General features: G+C 46.8%; 22 protein-coding genes, 1 other RNA gene and 1 riboswitch. All 23 genes read right to left on the bottom strand.

Translation table 11 applies throughout. The annotated features are described in order from the left end of the window. Positions 1 to 115: 115 nt before the first annotated feature. Positions 116 to 358, bottom strand: coding sequence for a FeoA family protein (locus B9A22_RS19755; protein ID WP_084577667.1), 243 nt, complete (start codon positions 356 to 358; stop codon positions 116 to 118). Between the two features lie 20 nt (positions 359 to 378). Next, entirely contained in the window at positions 379 to 2,322 is a 1,944-nt protein-coding gene (feoB, locus tag B9A22_RS19760; protein ID WP_139796317.1) for a ferrous iron transport protein B, read from the bottom strand. Positions 2,323 to 2,566: 244 nt separating this feature from the next. Further along, positions 2,567 to 2,890, bottom strand: coding sequence for a thioredoxin (trxA, locus tag B9A22_RS19765; protein WP_084577669.1), 324 nt, complete (start codon positions 2,888 to 2,890; stop codon positions 2,567 to 2,569). 41 nt (positions 2,891 to 2,931) lie between these two features. Next, on the bottom strand, positions 2,932 to 3,321 hold the full coding sequence (locus tag B9A22_RS19770) for a CoA-binding protein (RefSeq protein ID WP_084577670.1): 390 nt from the start codon (positions 3,319 to 3,321) through the stop codon (positions 2,932 to 2,934). Positions 3,322 to 3,363: 42 nt separating this feature from the next. After that, positions 3,364 to 3,795 carry a peptidylprolyl isomerase gene (locus tag B9A22_RS19775; RefSeq protein WP_084577671.1) on the bottom strand — a complete coding sequence of 144 codons (432 nt, stop codon included), beginning with the start codon at positions 3,793 to 3,795 and terminating at the stop codon, positions 3,364 to 3,366. A 140-nt stretch (positions 3,796 to 3,935) separates the two neighbouring features. Continuing rightward, positions 3,936 to 4,112, bottom strand: a non-coding RNA gene (ssrS, locus tag B9A22_RS19780) — 6S RNA. A 224-nt stretch (positions 4,113 to 4,336) separates the two neighbouring features. After that, the gene (gene cobC / locus B9A22_RS19785) at positions 4,337 to 4,945 is read right to left on the bottom strand and encodes an alpha-ribazole phosphatase (protein ID WP_084577672.1); all 609 of its coding nucleotides are present in this window, start codon (positions 4,943 to 4,945) and stop codon (positions 4,337 to 4,339) included. Between the two features lie 4 nt (positions 4,946 to 4,949). Continuing rightward, a complete protein-coding gene (gene cobD / locus B9A22_RS19790; protein WP_245824072.1) occupies positions 4,950 to 6,050 on the bottom strand; it encodes a threonine-phosphate decarboxylase CobD in 1,101 nt (366 codons plus the stop codon). Next, positions 6,037 to 6,921 carry a GHMP family kinase ATP-binding protein gene (locus tag B9A22_RS19795; RefSeq protein WP_084577674.1) on the bottom strand — a complete coding sequence of 295 codons (885 nt, stop codon included), beginning with the start codon at positions 6,919 to 6,921 and terminating at the stop codon, positions 6,037 to 6,039. Before B9A22_RS19795 ends, cobD begins: the two co-directional genes overlap by 14 nt. Before the next feature lie 38 nt (positions 6,922 to 6,959). Further along, positions 6,960 to 7,685, bottom strand: coding sequence for an adenosylcobinamide-GDP ribazoletransferase (gene cobS / locus B9A22_RS19800; RefSeq protein ID WP_084577675.1), 726 nt, complete (start codon positions 7,683 to 7,685; stop codon positions 6,960 to 6,962). A gap of 32 nt (positions 7,686 to 7,717) precedes the next feature. Further along, positions 7,718 to 8,668 (bottom strand): adenosylcobinamide-phosphate synthase CbiB, encoded by a 951-nt coding sequence (cbiB, locus tag B9A22_RS19805; RefSeq protein WP_084577676.1) that lies wholly within the window; start codon positions 8,666 to 8,668, stop codon positions 7,718 to 7,720. 2 nt (positions 8,669 to 8,670) lie between these two features. Continuing rightward, a complete protein-coding gene (locus B9A22_RS19810; protein ID WP_084577677.1) occupies positions 8,671 to 10,203 on the bottom strand; it encodes a cobyric acid synthase in 1,533 nt (510 codons plus the stop codon). After that, positions 10,196 to 10,777 carry a bifunctional adenosylcobinamide kinase/adenosylcobinamide-phosphate guanylyltransferase gene (gene cobU / locus B9A22_RS19815; RefSeq protein ID WP_084577678.1) on the bottom strand — a complete coding sequence of 194 codons (582 nt, stop codon included), beginning with the start codon at positions 10,775 to 10,777 and terminating at the stop codon, positions 10,196 to 10,198. The genes B9A22_RS19810 and cobU overlap by 8 nt, the downstream gene beginning before the upstream one ends. Positions 10,778 to 10,782: 5 nt before the next feature. Beyond that, positions 10,783 to 12,180, bottom strand: a complete 1,398-nt coding sequence (locus tag B9A22_RS19820; protein ID WP_084577679.1) for a cobyrinic acid a,c-diamide synthase CobB — start codon at positions 12,178 to 12,180, stop codon at positions 10,783 to 10,785. 11 nt (positions 12,181 to 12,191) lie between these two features. After that, complete coding sequence (locus tag B9A22_RS19825; RefSeq protein WP_084577680.1) at positions 12,192 to 12,773, bottom strand: cob(I)yrinic acid a,c-diamide adenosyltransferase; 582 nt, start codon at positions 12,771 to 12,773, stop codon at positions 12,192 to 12,194. Positions 12,774 to 12,778: 5 nt separating this feature from the next. Continuing rightward, complete coding sequence (locus tag B9A22_RS19830) at positions 12,779 to 13,405, bottom strand: precorrin-8X methylmutase (protein ID WP_084577681.1); 627 nt, start codon at positions 13,403 to 13,405, stop codon at positions 12,779 to 12,781. Further along, entirely contained in the window at positions 13,393 to 14,181 is a 789-nt protein-coding gene (gene cobK, locus B9A22_RS19835) for a precorrin-6A reductase (RefSeq protein ID WP_084577682.1), read from the bottom strand. Before cobK ends, B9A22_RS19830 begins: the two co-directional genes overlap by 13 nt. Beyond that, complete coding sequence (cobJ, locus tag B9A22_RS19840) at positions 14,178 to 14,867, bottom strand: precorrin-3B C(17)-methyltransferase (protein WP_245824074.1); 690 nt, start codon at positions 14,865 to 14,867, stop codon at positions 14,178 to 14,180. Before cobJ ends, cobK begins: the two co-directional genes overlap by 4 nt. 20 nt (positions 14,868 to 14,887) lie before the next feature. Next, positions 14,888 to 15,961, bottom strand: a complete 1,074-nt coding sequence (locus tag B9A22_RS19845; protein ID WP_139796318.1) for a cobalt-precorrin 5A hydrolase — start codon at positions 15,959 to 15,961, stop codon at positions 14,888 to 14,890. A gap of 3 nt (positions 15,962 to 15,964) precedes the next feature. Continuing rightward, positions 15,965 to 16,729 (bottom strand): precorrin-4 C(11)-methyltransferase, encoded by a 765-nt coding sequence (cobM, locus tag B9A22_RS19850; RefSeq protein WP_084577684.1) that lies wholly within the window; start codon positions 16,727 to 16,729, stop codon positions 15,965 to 15,967. A gap of 17 nt (positions 16,730 to 16,746) precedes the next feature. Further along, positions 16,747 to 17,358, bottom strand: a complete 612-nt coding sequence (gene cbiT / locus B9A22_RS19855) for a precorrin-6Y C5,15-methyltransferase (decarboxylating) subunit CbiT (RefSeq protein WP_084577685.1) — start codon at positions 17,356 to 17,358, stop codon at positions 16,747 to 16,749. Beyond that, positions 17,355 to 17,987 (bottom strand): precorrin-6y C5,15-methyltransferase (decarboxylating) subunit CbiE, encoded by a 633-nt coding sequence (gene cbiE, locus B9A22_RS19860; protein WP_084577686.1) that lies wholly within the window; start codon positions 17,985 to 17,987, stop codon positions 17,355 to 17,357. The genes cbiT and cbiE overlap by 4 nt, the downstream gene beginning before the upstream one ends. Next, positions 17,966 to 19,060, bottom strand: a complete 1,095-nt coding sequence (gene cbiD / locus B9A22_RS19865) for a cobalt-precorrin-5B (C(1))-methyltransferase CbiD (protein WP_084577735.1) — start codon at positions 19,058 to 19,060, stop codon at positions 17,966 to 17,968. The genes cbiE and cbiD overlap by 22 nt, the downstream gene beginning before the upstream one ends. A 114-nt stretch (positions 19,061 to 19,174) precedes the next feature. Further along, positions 19,175 to 19,347, bottom strand: a riboswitch (cobalamin riboswitch). Between the last annotated feature and the right edge of the window lie 78 nt (positions 19,348 to 19,425).

Below are 19,425 nucleotides of genomic sequence, written 5' to 3' on the forward strand. Positions count from 1 at the left end.
AGGGCAATTCAGCCCTGTTTTTTTTATTTTCCTGTAAGAAAGTATAACTTTCCGTCTGGATAAGGCAACATCGGCTTCCACTGTCGCCAAAGGCTCGGCGCAAGCCGTGTTTTCTTTATATCCTTCCCTGTTGAGATTTGACAACAATAATCCCTATAGCCGCTTCATGATCGAGCGCCAATTGAGTGTTATCTATTTTGAGAACATAAGCCGGAAAGGTTTGGACTACTTCTATTTCCATACCAGGCAGCAGACCAAAGACTGTCAACTTCCGCATGTTCACGGAATCCTGACTGTTTATTGCCACTATTCTAGCTCTCTCACCTGCTTTAAGTGCAGTAACAGACTGTTCTGTCATAACCAACCCTCTCGATCAAATTAGAATAGTATCAAGTTAAGGCAGTTGTGAACTAACGCGGCTGAACCAAACGCGATCATAATAATCAGAACCACCATCGCCCAGGCCGTAATTAATCCCCGTTCTTTCACCATGACAGCAAATTGCGCAACACACGGAACAAATAAGGTTAAACCTACTGCCGCAACAACCAATTGGGCATCAGTCAGCTTTCCTGCCACCGCCAAGTCGTAAAGACCAGCTGCACCATAGTCGCGACGAAAAAAACCAAGCAGAAAAGCTTGGGCGGTTTCCGGCGGCAACCCAATAATCCCCATAACGGGTTCAACATATCGAATCATTGTATCTAAAATACCGCTGCGATCTCCAGCCCAGAGCACGATGCTAGTAACAATAAACACTGGCAATATCTCCATAAAGTACCAGGCCATTCGCGTATAGGCTTTTTTTATAACATTGCCTGCCATAGGTAGCCTGAGGGGTGGTATTTCCATGTAAAAAGCGCTTCTGTGGCCAGGAATAAACCTAGCACTCAACCATCCCACACTCACAAAGATGGTAACCATGTAGAAGCTCCAGATAGCAACCGCAGCAGCGCTATGTGAAAGCAACGCAAGAACAACGCCAAGCTGAGCAGAGCAAGGTATGGTCAGTGATAGGAGAAAAGTAGCTAACAATCGTTCACGTCTGCTTTCCAGCGTTCGGGTAACCATTACAGCCATCGTTCCGCAGCCTAGCCCCAACGTCAACGGGATAACCGCCCGTCCGTTAAGCCCAAAGTACCGGAAAACCAAATCAACCAGCATGGCCAGCCGCGGCAGATAGCCAGTATCTTCAAGGATAGCAAAAGCAAAAAAAAATGTCCCGACAATCGGCAAAATAATGGCTGTCGCATAGCGGAATCCCATGGTAAAGATGCCATATTCCCCCACCAATAGCGACCTTAACCATTCCCACGGGATTAAGGCATTTGTCAGCCCTTCAGCCACCGGATTAATGATGGGTACAAACACGCTATTATTGATATAATCAACAAGATATCCGGCGCCAAATTTCCCAACAAATTGGTAGAGCCCATAATATACGACAAGGCATAAGATGGGAACCCCTGTCAATGGTTCTCTAGTTACCTTCCCCAGCCATCCTGCTAACGTTTTTAGTTGATGCTTCTCAAAACTTGCATATCTGACAACTTTAACAATAATTTTATCGACAACCACCTGCCGCTCTGTCGCTACAAAAGCGTCAAGGCTATTTTTTTTTCCTGCTGCTAGCTGATCAAGGGTAGCGGCTATTTCCGGCCACACCTCTTCGGTCTGAGCAATCGAAAGCGTTCTAGTGTCACCCTGCAGTAATAGTAAAGCGGTAATACGTTTACTCAGGCCATATGTGCCGGTTAACTGACCGCTTATCTTAGTTACTGACTGCTCAATCTCATCGCTCAGTTTAAAGACACTTGGTTTAACCCGCTTATATTGGCTCACCGCACTTTTTAAGGACTCCAATCCAGTTTTGGTCACAACTGAAGTAGCGATGACTGGGATTCCAAGCATTTTCTCGAGCAGTTTGGCATCAATAAGCATGCCCATACTTTGAGCCTCATCAATAATATTTAGAGTAAGGATAACAGGTAATCCTGCATCAATAAGCTGAATGGTCATATTAAGCATACGCCGTAAGTTTTTAGCATCAACAACGTGGATGACAACATCCGGTACTTGCCTGGTTAATAATAACCTGGTAACATTTTCTTCATCTGTTAGCGGGATTAGCGAATAAATTCCGGGTGTATCGATAACCTCAAAGCGTTGTCTGCCCTGCTTGAAATGCCCTGTAGAAATATCAACCGTAGTACCCGGATAATTAGACACAGCAACATAACTGCCTGTCAAATAATTAAATATTGCACTTTTACCAACATTGGGTGAACCTACCAGTACAACTTTTACTGCTGTATCCTGCACTGCCACATCCTCCGTCTGTTTAAGAAATACTATTATATTTCCTATGCCAAGGCGTGTAGGGATATGCGTTAACTGTCAAATAAAAACCCCAGCTGCAAGCAGCTGGGAATAAGTATTTATCCGATGACTAACCCGCTCTAAGACTCCATCTTCTACAAGTGGGAGTTTAAGAGCGGCTAAGTCCCTGGATAAGGGCGACTTAGCTTCAGGTGGGGTTAAAACCCCATCTGAAGCTAAGTCTACTTTATATGAACTTTTCAACTTTGGTGACAATATTAGCTTTGGGTATATAACCTGTCATCTTTTCCACTTGCTCACCGTTTTTGAAGATAACCATCGTAGGCAAACTCATAACACCGTATTTCTGCGCCAGTGAACGGCTTTCGTCCACATTGACTTTTGCAACCTTGATTTGGTCACTCATTTCTTCTGCCAGTTCATCCATGACTGGCGCCAACCGAGTGCAGTAACCACACCACGGAGCCCAAAAGTCTACAAGTACCGGCTTAGCGGAGTCAAGCACTTCCTCCTGGAAATTGTTTTCATTAGCATTGACTACATTTGCCATCAGACAGTCCCCCTTTTAATTAAACTAAAACGCGGATTATCCTACTTGTGGTTGCGAAGCTCAACCAATACACAATTTTGATCAACCACATTAAGATCAAAATTTCTGGCCAATTGTACTACGCTGGCAGCATTAGCACCAGGCTGCAGCCAAACGTTCTTAATGCCAAGCTCAGAGCAATTGCTCATGATTTGCTCGCCAACTTTCGCCGGTACTACTACATTTACAACATCAGGCACAATCGGCAAATCCTTAAGCGCGGGGTAACACTTATCGCCAAGGATCTCATTTATTCCAGGGTTCACCGGATACACATTATAGCCAGCTTCTTTAAGTGCTTTAAAAATCTTATAGCCAAATTTTTCAGTGTTGTCGGTAGCTCCTACAACAGCCCAGCTTTTCGTTTGGAGCATTGCTTCAACATGATTCATAGAGAGACCCCCTTACGTCATTTTACGACGTTACCTGTAAAATCATTCCTCAACAACAGTCACTTTATTCATTATGTCGCCTTGATTAATTTGGTCAACTACGTCCAAACCTTCAATGACCTTGCCAAACACAGTATGTACGCCATCCAAATGCGGCTGGGGCTCATACACAATAAAGAACTGGCTACCGCCGGTATTGGGGCCTCGATGGGCCATAGACAGCGATCCCCGCTCATGCTTGTTGGGGTTACCTTTAGTCTCGCAAGGAATAGTGTATCCTGGGCCACCAGCACCAGTACCATTCGGACAACCACCTTGCGCAACAAAACCTTTAATTACTCTGTGAAACTGTAAGCCGTCATAAAAACCGTCATTAATCAATTTTTCAAAATTAGCGACCGTCTTAGGTGCGTCCTTTTCAAATAATTCAATGGTAACTTTACCTTTATTCATCTCGATAATTGCTTTTTTCAAAGTTTATCCCTCACTTAAGTAGAATTATTTTTATTATAGCACAGCTAGACATACTTTGGCAAAATTGGAAGTTGACTTACAGAAAAAAATCAAAAAAAACACCCCTTCTATACCGAGAAAGAGTATTCTGGAAATCAGTATGTAAGCCCAACGTACCGTTCTCTCGTATGTTCAATACCCGCTTCTCGCAGGTGGGCGTTTTTGTATTTATGCTTTTGCCGTCCACTCTTAGGAGGCTTGGCAGCTGCATAACATCAAACTCCCCAGGTAAATGAGTCGGTTGAACATATAAGAGGTTACGGGCACCTCAGGCAATAGTGTCTCTCGACACTATGTATCTTATCATGCCAGTGCCGTTAGCTCAAGGGTGAAAATCAGTCAAAAATTGGGGTTCCTGACTGATTAATCAAACTCACCTTGAAAACGCCATTTCGGCCTTAACCGCACACGACTGTTACTTGTTTGACTTTCATAATTTATTAGTATTTGACTTTTATAAACGGCGAGCCGGCTACAGTGAAACTGAGCTGATGTATAGGCTTTATTCTTTTAAATGGCGGGAACAGTTTATTAAACTAAGCGTCGGACGGCCATCATAATAATCTATTATATTTACTGCGGTGTTATCTTGTTTGATACTCCACACATGATTCAGATGAATATCAAGCATGGCACATAAAATTGTGCCAATGGTGCCACCATGAGCCACTACTATTACCGTTTGTTCCGGATGAGCGTCCACAATCTTTTTAATAGCGGCATAGGCCCGCTCTTTTAGTTGATGGAAGGTCTCACCACCAGGAATTTCAAGTTCATCCGGAGTTGTCCACAACTTGCCTAATAGCCCTGGCCAACGGTCGGAAATCTGTTCGTAAGTAAGACCTTCCCAGTCACCAAACTTTATCTCCCGCAGTTCAGGAACAAGGTTTACCTTCAAACCATGTTTAGCCGCAATGCATTCAGCAGTCTTAAAAGCGCGGGATAAATCACTGGCATAAACGGCATCAATGGTTTCTTCAGATAAACGCGCTGCTACTGCCTCAGCCTGCCTCAGCCCTTTATCATTTAATGCAATATCACTGTGCCCCTGATATTTCCGCTCCAAATTCCACAGTGTCTGACCGTGGCGCACTACTATAAGTCTTGTCATGTATTCACCCCAGCATCTGCTCTAAGCGTTCGAGCAAAACTTTATTTTGTTCATTGCGTTTAACAGCCACCCGTACATAATAAGGAGATAATCCCGGATAATTGCTGCAATCACGGATGAGAATACCCTCCTCAGCCATCGCCTGCCGTAGTTCAGAGGCCGAATGGCAGCTTTGGCTTATATCAACCAATATGTAGTTAACAGATGGAAAGAATGGCTTTAACCCCGGCAGAACTTTTAGACCTGCGTATAGTATGTCTTTCTCGCCATTCACGACTTGTCGGCTTTTATTCTGATAGTCGTTGTCAGCCAAAGCTGCTACCCCAGCAGCTTGAGCTAATAAATTAACATTCCATGGATCTTTGGCTGCATGGAGCTTGGCTGATAAATGCGGTTGAGTAAGGGCAAAGCCCAGCCTAAGACCAGGAATGGCGTAAAACTTAGTAAGCGAATGTAGTATGACTAGATTATCATACTGTTTAAGCAGCGGCCGGCAAGTATATTCCTTGTCACCGATAATAAAGTCCATGAATGACTCATCGACAACTACTATTATTCCCGCCTGACTGGCAGCCAATAGCAGCCGTTCAAGCTGGCTGACTGTTAACATCGTACCGGTAGGATTATTGGGGTTGCCGATAAACACCATATCTACCCCGCTTAAATGGCTGCACAGTGCACTTATATCAATGTTATAACCATTGTCCGGCGATAAATATGCATATTCAATTTCGGCGCCAGCCGCCCTAGCTGCCCGCTCATATTCACTAAAAGTAGGAGCCGGAATAAGTACCCGCTTGGGCCTTACGGTGTGCGCTAGTACATAGAGCAGTTCGACAGCACCATTACCGGCAGTAATATGCTCAACGTCAACATGGTAATAGCTACTTATTGCAGCTTTAAGCAAAGTTGCCTCAACATCGGGATAATGAACTACCTGGCTGATAGACTGGGTTATAGCTTCCCGTACACTGTTAGCTAGACCAAGCGGATTAATGTTAGCACTATAGTCAAGAACGCCTGACACCTTGCTGCCGCGCTCTCGTGCCCAAGCGTGCACATTACCACCATGAACAAAGCTACCTGCCTGCTTATCCGCACTCACTGCCATCATCTCCTGTTATTATAAGTCCGCCGGCAATCAGCTGGATAGTCTTTAAATAGGCAACCTCTGGACAGGCTCGGCATATCTCCTTGATACAAGCTTCGTGGCCGCTCATAGCGTCAGCGCTGAACATAACACCTAGCACCGTGCCGCTATGAGCGGCGCAGACACCTACAGCACCAAAATCCCGGCTAATGTTTATCGCCGTATCAAGACAAGGTTTATATAATATTGCCTGATTAGCGAGAGCGCTCATCGTGGCTCCCTGTCCAATAAGTCGTGCATCACCGATTTCCAGGCCTTTTGCCACCAGTTCAACGGCTTGAATAATCTGCAGCTCTTTTGCTTGATTTAAACTGGCTAAATCTTGACGATCATTAAAAGCCAGCGTGTCTACCTCCCCGCCAGCATCAAAAACCGCAATATTGATTGGCGGAGGAGTGCCTAACGTGCGGCGGATTTTCCCCTGCACATGATCAAACATAATGATTCCTGGATAAAAAATACCGTCAGTCGGTTCGATTGCTAAAGCAATATCGGCAATTTCATCACAGGAAAGACGTCTACCAGTTACCGCGAGCGACGCCGCCTGACAGGCGGCACTTATATCGGCGCTGCTGGAAGCCATGCCTTTTCCTACTGGCAAATCAGACTCTACAACTAAACCAAAATCTCCTGCGGCATATAGATATTTTAATGTCTTATCTACAGCCGCGGCTGCCTTGGGCTCAGCGCTTGTCATACTGCCGCCTGGAACTACCGTAACTTCTGAATACCAATCTACCGGACAGGTAATTAAAAAGTTAACCCCATTTATTGTGCCCTGTACTAGTTCACCACATGAGCCAGGTGCTCTAACTTTAATTGTCATAGCAAAGTCTGCCTTTCAGTGATCGAATCTTATTTCTTTTAAATGACAAATACGAGCAAAGCCACTAACTCGGTCAGCTCGGTAATAGCGCCATAGGTATCGCCTGTTAATCCTCCCAAAACATTAGCAAAATAACGGGCTGACAGCACTCCGGCCAGAACAGCTCCACTGGCGCTGATTGAGGCTTGAAAGCCAAACGGAACAACAACTGCAAGAGCAATAGCAAGAGCAAGCATTAAAGTAGTACGGTCAGCATACTGGGCGAAAGCTTTTCCCATACCATCAGGCCGTGCATAAGGAAAAGAGGCAATACTGATAACCATCGCCACACGTCCTGCAACTGGCATAATAATTAGAGCGGTAGTCAGCATAGTTGGCGTCATATCAACAATAAGCGAATATTTTAGTAGCAACAAGAGGCCAAAAGCCACGACACCATTCGCCCCGACCCGGCTGTCTTTCATTATTTCCAGCATGCGCTCCCGGGAGCGGCCAGAGAATACGCCATCAGCAGTATCCATAAAACCATCGCAATGTAGTCCGCCAGTAAGTACAATCTCGGCTAAAATAATAACAGCTGCCAGCACATGTAGCGGCAAAAACTGGCTCAAAATATAATTAAGTCCAGCCAGTATCACACCGATAATGGCACCAATCAGCGTAAAGTACTTTACGCTGCGGCCAAAACTGTCAGGCGACCAGTCTGTCTGCTCTACCACTCGGATGCGGGTAAGAAACTGTAATCCGGTAAAAAAATCTTTCAAGCTTTAATTCCTCCACGTTGAACTACACAAAACTAGTTGAGTAACCACTTTACAGCAAATGCCCCTGCAATAAACAGCGTGGTCACTAAATACATGATTTGAATAGTTTGTTCAATATGTACAGGCCGGAGTTCATTCTTAGCCTCACCCATATAAGCCCGCAAGGAAGCTACCCCGCCATAATAGTTTAGGCCACCCAGCCTAACCCCGAGCGCTCCGGCCACCCCAGCCTCAGAAAAACCGCTGTTGGGGCTGGGGTGTTTGGCTGCATCACGCCTGATAACAGTAAAAGCACCGCCAGCGTTATGCCTCAAGAGTGCTGCAGCGATGATAATCAGAAAACCTGTAATCCTTGCTGGAATGTAGTTGAACATATCATCAACCCGGGCTGCTACCATGCCAAAATCCCGGTATTTTTCGTTTTTGTAGCCCACCATTGAATCCATGGTATTCACTGCCCGGTAAAGACAGGCCAATGGTACACCGCCAATGACAGCATAAAACAGCGGTGATATGATGCCATCCACAATGTTCTCAGCCACTGTCTCTACCGTAGCCCGCGTGACCCCAGCGGTATCAAGATTAGCGGTATCACGTCCGACAATCCAGCCCACCTTATACCGGGCCTGTTCCATATTTCCAGTATTTAAATAGCCGGCAATCTCCCGCCCAGCTTCAGCCAAACTTCGAGGCGATATGGTAAAAGCCAGCAGTACTGCACCGCCAATATAAACAGCCCAGAGATGAATAGAGCCTAAAGCGGCCATAGCCAACCATGAAACCCCATATACTGTTGCGAGCACGACAGTAACAAGCAATGCACCAGCTAAATTTTTATATACAGACGAATGATTGACATTCAAAAGTCGCCGCTCCAACCAGGCAATAAAATTACCCATAATAACTACTGGATGGAGTGATGAGCGCGGGTCACCAACAATGCGATCAAGGATGACTGCGCCTAATGCTAAATACTCTTCCATATCTACCTACCATTAGTTTCATTAATGATACGATAGACTAAGTCCATATTCATACTCTGTCGGACAACGTCAGCCAATCGGTCATAAGCAGCATCTTTACGCGCCTGCGTATCTTGAACAATACCTAGAGGCGACAAGCCTTTGCGTATGCGCAGCGCATCAAGCACGGCCCGGCGATAAGCATCATTGTCAAAAATTCCATGCATATACGTGCCCATAACCAACCCATCTGCCGAAACAGCGCCGTCAGTCATCTGTACCTGTTCGCCCGAACGGGTGGTAATGGTAAAGGCAGGGTCAAAAGGAGTCAGGAATTGGGTACGGCCCATATGAATTTCATAGCCGGTTAGATTATCTCCACTGTAATTAATCCCCAAAAATTTATGGTTGTCAGCCGTAGCCTTGACTTGATGGGTTACTTTATCGGCTTCAAAAATAGTGATACTATCAATAAGACCTAATCCCATCACTTTATCAAGGTCTGACTCAGTATGGTCAGGGTCTTGAACCTCCCGCCCCAGCATCTGGTAACCACCACAGATGCCGACAACCGGCGTACCACTCTTTACTAACTTAATAAGTTCCTTCTCATATCCATTGTGGCGAAGGTATAACAAATCTTCTGTCGTATTCTTGCTACCTGGCAGAATAATAAGGTCAGGTTTGCCAATGGTTTCCCCTTGGCGCACATATCTGACCTGAACGTCACTTTCGTTCGCTAAGGCGTCAAAATCTGTAAAATTGGATATTTTCGGGAGACGTAATACGGCAATATCAAGTTCTCCCGTTTTATTTGACTGCTGTTTATCTTCCAGCGATACCGAATCCTCGTCATCTATACCCAACCGGTCAAGATGCGGAATAACGCCAAGCACCGGCTTACCTGTCTTGGTTTCAAGGAAATCAAGCGCAGGTTTCAGCAAATTAATATCGCCCCGGAATTTATTAATAATAATGCCTTTAACCAAATCCCGCTCATCCGGCTCTAACAGTTCCAGCGTGCCGACAACTGATGCCAGCGCACCGCCTCTGTCAATATCAGCAATTAGGAGCACAGGTGCCGGAGCTAGTTTGGCAATACGCATATTGACAATATCGTTATCTTTGAGATTAACTTCAGCAGGACTCCCAGCCCCTTCGATTACAATAACATCAAAGTCATTATGCAGCTTCTGCAGGCATTCGGTTACTACCCCCAGTGCCGTAAGGCTGTATCCGGAATGATATTCTTTTGCTGACATATTGCCAACAGGTTTACCCATAACAATAACCTGGGAGCAAGAATTACCGGTAGGTTTCAATAATACTGGGTTCATTTCAACGGTTGGCTCCAGTCCGGCAGCCTCGGCTTGAGCCACCTGAGCTCTGCCCATTTCACCGCCGTCTTTGGTCACATAGGAGTTAAGTGCCATATTTTGGGATTTAAACGGTGTTACCTTCTGACCGTCCTGTTTAAAAATACGGCATAACGCCGTAGTTAAAATGCTCTTGCCAACATGGGAGCTTGTTCCCTGCAGCATAATTGCTTTAGCCATTAAACTCATCCTCCCCCAGACTAACAGCTAGTTTTTTAAGTTCAACAGCCAGACCACTGACTACCAGATATACCTCGTCAGCATGTTGTGCAACCTTTTGATTCACAAGTCCGGCTACATCGCGGTATTCGCGGGCCAGCGCGTTATCAGGCACAATACCTAAGCCGACTTCATTAGTAACAAAAATCACATCTGATTGTTCCTGCTTGGCGCTAGCTAGCAGTTTATCAATGGCACCAAGCACAGCCAGACGACGTTCCTCACGGTCACCAGGAGCATCAGGCGCTAGGAGCAGATTGCTGGTATATAGTGTCAGGCAATCAAACAGCACGGCATCTGAGCTCTGAACAGCGTCTGCCATGGCTTTTTCAGCCTGGTACGGCGCTTCAAAAGTCGGCCAACTAGCTGGGCGGCGGCTTTGATGAATATTCACCCGTTCTTTCATTTCATCATCATAGATTTGGGCAGTAGCAATATATGCTACCTTACGGGCGCCTTGGGCGGCATATCTTTCGGCAAACGTGCTTTTGCCGCTGCGTGCACCACCGGTAACCAAAACAATTTTACCTGCCATATTGTCTACCTCCCTTGTCCAGTCAGACCGCTCTTATACCGAGCGCACCGCTCTACAAACCGTCCGGCTGCCTGTCTATTACCGGCAAAATGCATATGCAGATAGGATGCCAATACATTGCCAGATACATATCCGCCCTGGTAGATCGCTCCTGTCCGCATTTTCTTAAAGTCAAATGCCCAGGGAAACTCAGCTTCGACCACATCTGGAATCATCCGTGAAAAATGAAATTCATGCCCATGCAATGTTTCCCCGTCAGCGCACAGGACATTATCTGTTAAGGCTGTTGTCTCCACATAGCCTACTGTTTCAAGTTTGGACTGCATCTGACATACCGCTGGAATAACACCAGCCATATCGTATGCCTGACCATCAAAATCTATAATCTGCCTGGCTAGATACATCAGGCCACCGCACTCTGCGTAAACAGGTATTCCGCGCTGCGCTGCGCACAATATATCTTTTCGCATCGTAGTATTGGCTGACAATTCCTTAACAAACATCTCGGGGAAACCGCCGCCTAATACGATACCATCCACTGCAGGCAATTGACTGTCTTTAAGTGGACTAAAAGGAACAAGCTCGGCCCCAAACTCAGCCAAAACCTCAAGGCTTGAAGGATAGTAAAAGGTAAATACATCATCCTGAGCCACGGCGATTCGAGCTTTAATCAGCCGACCGCTTTTTTCTATCGGTGGGCGTATAGCAAGCGGCTCAGCCGTTTTAGCCAAAGCCAGTAAATCATCCAAATTCACTTGTTTAGCTACCTGGCGTCCCATCCCAGCTACAGCAGCTGCAGCATCATGCTCAGTAACCGGTGTCAAGCCAAGGTGACGTTCCGGCATAGTAAGCTCGTTGTTTCGAAAAACTGTCCCAATGACAGAAATCCCTAATCGTTCAAGCGCCTCACACACCATCAGGCGGTGGCTCTCAGAACCAAGTCTGTTAATAATGACACCAGCCAGATTGACATCTGGGTCATACATTTTAAAACCTAAAGCAATAGCGGCGGCGCTCTCGCCCATTGATTTTGCATCAATCACCAGCACTACCGGCGCTTTTAACATTTTGGCTATGGCAGCGGTGCTACTAACGCCAGAACGCCCGCCATCATACAACCCCATAACGCCTTCAATAATAGCAATATCATTCCCTGCCGCCGTACTGGTAAATATGTCAGTCAGCTTTTCCGGCGGCACCAGCCAGGTATCAAGGTTATGGGCACTCTTACCGCTGGCCAGCCGGTGAAAACCGGGATCTATATAGTCTGGGCCAACTTTATAGGATTGGACTTTCAGGCCACGTTCGGCCAAAGCTGACAGCATGCCAGTTACTATCGTTGTTTTGCCAGCACCACTGCTAACCCCGGCAATAACCACCCGTGGAATATTCATTTGGCCCATGCGTATCCCTCCTAATATTCGATGCCGCGTCTGGCGTCAATGCCTGAATCAATCGGATGTTTTACCACCCGGCACTCACTGGCGTCATCGGCCATTTCAATAATTTCAGGTGGCATGTTGCGCCCAGTTAGCACGATCGACATACCCGGCGTCCGTCCATTTAGTAAAGCAAGTACCGCCTCAAGTTCTATCAGTTTATGTTTGATGGCATGGCTAATCTCATCTAATACCAATACGTCCACACTTTCGTTCATGAGCTCCTGCGCGTAAGCGAGTGCCTGTGGCGCAAAATGATTAGCCGGGTTCCGGTTCTCGCGGAAGCACTGACCACACTTGGTGCATAGCGCCTCACCTGATTGTATCTCAACCGCGATAGGACAACCAAAACCAAACTGTTTAATACTAAAATAGGGATCAAGATAGCGAGCGCTGTACAATTCCCCAGTATAACCGCCGCCCTTGAGAAACTGAACTACTGCTGCCCGTTGTCCGTTGCCAGCCGCCTGAATAGCTACCCCTAACGCTGCGGTTGTCTTGCCTTTACCAGAGCCGGTAAAAATAATAATTTTACCGCATAACTGCTTACTAGACATAGCGATTAGCGGCCTAGCATGTACATGACTGCGTTAACAGAAGCTGCCGCGATAGGGCTGCCACCCTTATTGCCCAGCACAGTAATGTACGGAACAGACGAGATAGTGTGCAGCAATTCCTTAGACTCGGCTGCGCCAACAAACCCGACAGGCACGCCAACGATCAGCGCCGGTTTAATATTATCTTCTTTAATCATTTTCAGGACTTCAAACAAGGCTGTCGGCGCATTGCCAATGGCCACAATTGAACCATTAAGTTTCTCGCCAAACTTACGCATCGCCGCCATGGACCGAGTAATACCGGCCGCTTTAGCCTCCTGTGCTACCGTCTCGTCTGCCACCAAGCAATACGTCTGCCCGCCAAATTCAGCTAACCGGCGTTTATTAATACCTGTGCGCACCATTTCAACATCACAGAAAATATTGCAGCCTGCTTTTAGAGCAGCTAAACCAGCAGCAATAGCCTCAGGATGAATTTTTATAATATTGGCATAGTCCGGATCTCCGGCAGCATGGATAATCCGCGAATAAACCTTAATAGCTTGTTCATCTAAATTAAACCCAGCCAGGTATGGAGCAATAATCTCCATACTGCGCGTTTCAATAGCCATCGGGTCTTTTATGTATTCCATTGTTTTACCTCCCCTGATCTAACGGTTAGTATGATATCCAGTACTTCTTCTTGGTTCTTGCACAAATTTCTATACTCAATTGCAGGCCTGCCAATCATGATAATCGGGAGACCTAGTTCCATCGCCGCCGATATTTTAGTATCTGCACCGCCAACTGTACCACTATTTTTGGTTACAACAGCTTCAGTACCATACTCTCTAAACAATGCCACATTCAGTTCGTGGGAAAACGGCCCTTTCATTGCAACAATGTCGCCTGGGCTAAACCCCAAATCAATACATTCAGTAACAACCTCAGGCTGAGGCAGCACCCGTGCAATCAGACGACATTCCGTCAATAACGGTTCGTTCTTAAATGCCTTGAGAGTCCGGCTTCCAGTAGTCAAAAAGACTACCTTGCCCAGACCAGCGGCAACTTTTGCAGCCTCCGCGGCATCACTGGTGATATATAACCGTTTATATTCTGGGACAGAAACCTCTGACCGTTCATATCGTATGTATGTAATCTCCATGGCCTCACATGCCGCCATGGCGTTTACTGAACCATTAACAGCATAGGGATGACTGGCATCAACAACAGCTTTAATTTTTCGGGAGCTTATCAAACTGCTCATGCCTTCTACTGTCAGCTGTCCGGTGTGAACACTGATACCTGGCATTTCTGCTAGACTTCGGCCATATTCGCTGATTACCGATACCATTACCTGATAACCGGTTTCGGCTAACCGAACCGCCAGTTCCCGTCCGTCCAGAGTGCCGGCCAGCACTAAAATCATAGCCGGTAGCCCCTCGGGGTGACCATTTTACCATCTGCTACATAGGTCTGGCTGTTGCCGATAAGCACCAGCGAAAACATATCAATATGCTCGTTAGTGAAGTTATCCAGGGTTGATAATGTCATATCTTCTTTGGCCCGTGTGGCATGATGCACAATACCGACAGGAGTATCAGGCCCACGGTGTTTTAGCGCAACTCTGCGTACTGTTTCAATCTGACTTGTCCGCCGGATACTTTTAGGGTTATAGATAGCAATAACAAAATCGCCGGCAGCCGCCATTTCTATTCTTTTTTCAATAACTTCCCATGGAGTTAAAAGATCGCTTAAGCTGATAACGGCAAAGTCATGCATTAATGGCGCTCCCAAGACGGCAGCGGCGGCACTTACAGCGCTGATTCCTGGAACAACATTGACTTCGGGCTGAACAGTCGCCGGATACTTAGACACAAGCTCAAGCACCAGACCGGCCATACCGTATACGCCAGGATCACCACTTGAGATAACGGCAACCTGTTTTCCGCTCATAGCCTGTTCGACAGCTGCCTGACAGCGGTCAATTTCCTGCATCATGCCAGTGCCAATAGTGTCTTTGCCTGGTAACAAATCTTGTATCAAGTCCAAATAGGTATCATAGCCGACAATTACCTCAGCACATTCAATGGCTTGCCGGGCCCGGGGGGTCATATCGTTCAGGCTGCCTGGGCCTATTCCCACCACCGATATTTTACCGGCGTGATAGCCACAGTCACTTTGGGATACTTGGTTTTGGGCAAGATCAGATTGTTGGTTCGTCCTGTCAGAATTGCTGCTGGTTCGCATACATTTCCCACTCCTATCTTTTCATTAACAAAATCAGATAACGCTAGTTCATTTTGTTCAATACATCGTGAAAGCTGTTCATTGGTAAAAAACTCAAGAGGCACATCCAGCTGCTGAGCAGCAGCCAGCAGGCCGATTTCGTCTTCTTTAACAACAGTACTCCCAATTACGGCAACACTTTTAAAACTGCGCCCAACCGCTCGACAAGCCTGGCTGATGGCTGCTAAAATTTCGGCACTGGTAGTACCGCGGCGGCAGCCAAGACCAATGGCCAAACTGCCAGGGCGCAAATATAAATGTGGTTTAGGCAAATCGAGTTCCCTGTCGGTAATTATCACTGCGGCATCATACTTATCCATATGGGTAAGTTCACTGATATCAGCCAGTACAACTCCCTGGTTTGCTGCCAAGCACACATACTGCTCATATCCAGCCAACGCCCCATCGATGAAAAACGCTACTCTGTCGCCATTAACGATCGCCGAGTTGATTATCTTCAAAGAACCAAATGGTTCAATGGCTAGGTTAAGCTTGACTGCCAGCACATCAGCAGCTGGCAGATTTGCAACATCAGTAGCTGTGGTGATGACCGCCGCAGCCCCGGCAGCACTACTCACAATGCGTGTCAAGTCATTGGCACCGCCAATATGCCCTGACAATAGGCTAATAGCAAAATGTCCGCCATCATCCATAACCACCACAGCCGGGTCAAATCGTTTATCCTTAACAAACGGGGCAATAACTCTTACAACAATGCCTGTCGCCATAATGAAAACCAAACCGTCGTAAAGGGAAAATATTTCACGCACCAAATCACCTAAGCAACTATAAGTGTGAGATGATTTTATTGGATTGCGTCCAGTCTTGGCATATATATCAACATTAGACCCCACGAGCGGCGCTATGCGCCCGGCTAATTCTGCCCCTTTATTCGTCACTGCAATGATTGCCAGTTTCACAGCCTACTTGGCCTCCTGTGCCTGCCTAAACATATGTCCAAACTCTGGGGCATACAATCGCGACAAGGCATAGTCTGTGCTCAAAACTTTTCCAACCACAATCATGGCCGTGCGGTCAATACTATTTTCTCTGGCAATTTGCGCAATGGTAGCTAATGTGCCGCGGAAGATCTTTTGATCAGGCCAGGAAGCTTTTTGGACAATGGCTACCGGCGTTTCATATGTATACCCGCCGTCCACCAGTTCTTTAACAACATTATCCAGCATATGGACACTCAAAAAGATGCACATTGTTGCCTCATGGCTGGCCAGCTTAGCTAGTTTTTCTTTTTCGGGAACAGGAGTGCGGCCTTCCAACCGGGTAATAATTACTGTCTGGGACACGTCAGGCAGCGTGTATTCCTGCTTTAAAGCAGCCGCTGTAGCTAGGAAAGAACTGACACCCGGGATAACCTCAAAGGTAATATTCTTAATAGCCAATGCATCCATTTGTTCTTGGATAGCACCATAAATACTAGGGTCGCCAGTATGCAGCCGTACCACTAACTTGCTTTCCTTAACGCCCTGTTCCATAACAGCAATAACTTCATCAAGCGTCATCGAAGCGCTATTAAAGATGGCCGCACCGTTTTTGGCCAGCGAGAGCAGCGCCGGATTTACCAATGAACCGGCATAAATAATAATATCAGCCTGCCCTAAGAGACGCTGCCCTTTAACAGTTATGAGTTCAGGGTCACCTGGCCCAGCTCCTACAAAAAATACATTCATTTACTTTGTCTCCCTTCTTATAGGCTGTTATTCTCATTAACAGCCTTCCCACTCTCTTTAGTACAAGCAATTATATATATTGGATTAAGTGCTTTAAACATATTGCTGGTGCCCACTTGCTGAATTCGCGTGACCTGTACACAGCAAGCCTCAACACTGTATTCAGGCCTTTGTCGCATAATATTTAGTGTAGTAGACAACGTTTCTACAGTAACAGCAGTTACAATAAGCCGTCCGCCCAGTTTGAGCAAACGATCGGCGCAAGTCAAAATATCAGGCAGTTTACCACCGCTGCCACCGACTAAAACAACATCAGCGGCCGGTAGTCCTTCAAGTGCCTCAGGTGCTGCCCCCAGTACAGCCTCAACATTTGCGGCTTTAAATTTGGCAGCATTAGCCTTAATTAGTTCAAAGCCGTCCGGTTCACGCTCAATAGCAATTACCCTGCCCTGACTGGCTAATAAACCAGCCTCTATTGACAGAGAGCCAGTGCCTGCACCGATATCAATAATAGTATCGTCAAAAGCAATTCGGGCCTTAGCCAGCGTTAATACCCTAATTTCTTGTTTAGTCATAGGAATATCGCCTCTAATAAATTGGCTATCAGGAATCCCTAACCTATGGTTCATGCTTTCACCACCATTACACTATGTTCAAATCCTGGTATTGCCGTCGCCTCAGAAAGCGTCATGGCAGCTACTACCTCATTATCATAGGACAAGTTGGCACATAACCAAACACTCGCCGTCTCCGGCCAACCCTGCTGTAACAGGACGCGGGCAATATGGGCGGGATTATGCTGGGTGTCAGTTAAGATCCCCAACTTATGGCCTGGCCGGTAACTGAGCACATCGTCAGCCGCCTTCCGGCCATGCATGCTGATTAAAGCCGCGTCCTGCCAGACTTCAGCCAGCCGGGCAAAAGCCAGCTGAGCCGAACTAATACCTGGGACAACAGTAATGCATTCAGCAGCAAAACGATTTCTAAGCGCAGCCAACATACTATAAAAGCCAGGATCACCGGATACCAAAACTACTACATCCTGACCTGCAAGCTGACATTCGATAAAATCAAGCACACTCTTAATATCTTTATCAATAACCTTGGTAATCTGCCCGGCAGACGCAAATGTATCAAGCGCCCGTTTACTGCCTACTAAAACTCGAGCTCCTGCAATCGTCCGGCTGGCAATTGGTAGTACATAATCAGGCGACCCCGGGCCAATGCCAACAACAACTATTCGATAGGTACATTCCATCCTAAGTGGCCTCCAATTTCTCGGGCTGTCTGATCAAGGCCCAGTATTTCTCCCTTCAAAGTCACGATCACTGTCCCAACTGTCAAGTCGCCAAACACATAGCGCATAGCCCTAACACTAGCTCGCTCGGCCAGTACTTGATATACTGCTGTCATATTATAGCGGGCAATAATTGGCATAGCTGCTTCAGTTGTGGTCGAATCCAATACCTCTTTAATAGCTGCCTGCGGCGCTCCGCTAGCCGCCAGATAGGCAGCCAATGTTTCCAGCCGGGCATCAGCCATACGATTATGGGTATGAAATACTCCAGCTGACACTTTGACTATTTTCCCAAGATGGCCAAACAAAAGCACTCGGCGCATACCATACTTAACAGCATTTTCTAGCATATGGCCGATAAAATTACTGGTCTGAACAACAGTCTCAGCTGGGAGACCATAACGGTTGATCGCAATATCCTGCCCAATTTTGCCAGGCGCAAATACAATCTCGTCATATCCCAACGCTTGTACGACACTGATTTGCGGCACCAGCGAATTCTTAAACGCTTCTTCTGACATCGGTTCAACTATACCTGTCGTACCGATAATTGATAAACCGCCGGCAATACCAAGTATGGGGTTAAGAGTTCGCGCTGCTAACCTTTCTCCGTCAGGAATAGAAATAGTAACTATCGCCCCCTTACCTGGTGGCAGACAATCTTCAACCGCCTTAGTTATCATAGTACGCGGCCCAGAATTTACCGCCGGTTCGCCTACCGGCACAGCCAACCCGGGCTTGGTTACCGTTCCTACCCCTTCACCGGCTTTTATAACAATACCCGGCTCATCGGCTACCCTCACGGCAGCAACTATCTTGACGCCATTAGTAATATCCGGGTCATCACCCGCATCTTTAATCACCCAGGCAACACCGCCGTCAGCAACTACATGGCTTTCAGCCACTGGCGCTACCAGGGCCACGCCCTGTGGGGAAACCACCTCAACGGTAGTAACATGCTGACCTTGCCAGGCCAGCACTGCCGCCTTAGCCGCCGCAGCTGCACAGGTTCCCGTAGTTATTCCTTTACGCATCGGCTTATCTGACAATAGAAAAACCCCCTTGTGCAAGGGGGTATAATAACAAACAATAAGAACAGATTTGCCTGATTATTGTACCCACACCTGCCTATCTTCCGTAGGTCAAAACGGTATGTGTTAGAACAGGCAGGTCTCCTGACTCTGGTTCATCGCGCACCTAAGCCTTCCCAGTTTCCCAGTGGCATACATTAAGCGGCATCCCCATTACAGTGGCGGGACCGTGCCGGTGTTGCACCGGACTTCCCAATTAAGCGTGAAGCACCCATTCCCTTAAACTTATCAAATTATAAAGAAAACACGGCTTGCGCCGAGCCTTTGGCGACAGCGGAAGTCGATGTTGCCTTATCCAGACGGAAAGT

This window comes from Sporomusa malonica, assembly GCF_900176355.1.
Lineage (GTDB): Bacteria > Bacillota > Negativicutes > Sporomusales > Sporomusaceae > Sporomusa > Sporomusa malonica.